Origin of the sequence: Frankia sp. AgKG'84/4 (assembly GCF_023242965.2) — a bacterium.
Lineage (GTDB): Bacteria > Actinomycetota > Actinomycetes > Frankiales > Frankiaceae > Frankia.
The window spans coordinates 1-1,112 of record NZ_JALKFU020000785.1; the positions used below are offsets into that span (position 1 = coordinate 1).

Annotated in this window: 1 protein-coding gene and 1 pseudogene; both read right to left on the minus strand. The window is 75.4% G+C overall.

The genetic code is table 11. The features are described from left to right. Nucleotides 1–26: 26 nt before the first annotated feature. Nucleotides 27–758 (minus strand): response regulator transcription factor, encoded by a 732-nt coding sequence (locus MXD58_RS25205; RefSeq protein WP_248837040.1) that lies wholly within the window; start codon nucleotides 756–758, stop codon nucleotides 27–29. A gap of 75 nt (nucleotides 759–833) precedes the next feature. Continuing rightward, a pseudogene (locus MXD58_RS25210) lies at nucleotides 834–1,112 on the minus strand (MFS transporter); the annotation flags it as partial.

The following is a 1,112-nucleotide window of genomic DNA, read 5'->3' on the forward strand; positions in this document are numbered from 1 at the left end:
TGCCGGTCCCGCGGCGACACCTGGTGCTACCCGCCGGCGCGCGCCGGTCCCCCGACGGGCGGGGGACCTGCGTCCGCGCCGGGTCCGGGTGCGACGCGCAGCCGGTAGCCGACGCCGCGGACGGTCTCGATGAGCGAGTCGCCGTCCGGCGGGTCGATCTTGCGGCGCAGGTAACGGACGTACTGGTCGACGATGTTGGAGGTGGCGTCGAAGGCGTCGTCCCAGACGTGGTCGGTGATGAAGGTGCGGGTCAGCACCTGGTCGGGGTGGCGCGCCAGCAGGTGGAGCAGGGCGAACTCCTTCGCCGAGAGGTCCACCGGCGCGCCGGCGACCTGGACCCGGTGCGCCGCCGGGTCGAGCTGCACCGGGCCGGCGCGCAGGAGGACCGGGCGGTGCGTCGAGCCGCGGCGGATCAGGGCGCGCAGCCGGGCGGTGAGCTCACCGAAGCTGAACGGCTTGGGCAGGTAGTCATCGGCGCCGGCGTCCAGGCCGTGGATGCGGTCCTCGACGTCGACCCGCGCGGTCAGCATGAGCACCGGCGCCCAGCGGTGGCGTTCGCGCAGCTGCCGGCAGACCTCGAACCCGTCGAGGCCGGGCAGCATCAGGTCGAGCACGATCGCGTCGTAGGCGGTTTCGGTGGCCTGCCACACCGCGTTCACGCCGTCGCCGACGACGTCGACGGCGTAGCCCTCCTCGGCCAGGCCCCGGCGCAGCAGCGCGGCGGTGCGCTCGGAGTCCTCGACGACCAGTACCCGCATGCTCGGCATCGTAGGCGCCCGTGCCTGTGCTGGCCGTGTGGTGCCGCGGCCGGGGATCGCCGTCCCCGGCCGGCGTCAGTCCGGGCGGCCGGGCAGCCGGGTGGCGAGCAGGCAGATGCCGGCGCCGGCGAGGGCCAGCACGGTGAACTGCAGCCTCGCCCAGTCCGCGCCGGCGTGGGTGTGCACCAGGCCGAGCAGCGCGACGCTCAGCGAGGCGGCGAACTGCACGGACATGAACAGCGCGGTGGTGCCCGCGGCCCGTTCGGTGGGCGCCAGCGGGCGGAACAGGGCCGCGACCGTCGGGGAGGCGGCGAGGCCGAGCGCGAGGCCGGTGGCGAGGAACAGCGCGAGGCC

What these genes read in the sequence shown, in the direction of transcription:
- MXD58_RS25205 (WP_248837040.1), bottom strand. Translation starts at nt 758, where the DNA reads ATGCGGGTACTGGTCGTCGAGGACTCCGAGCGCACCGCCGCGCTGCTG.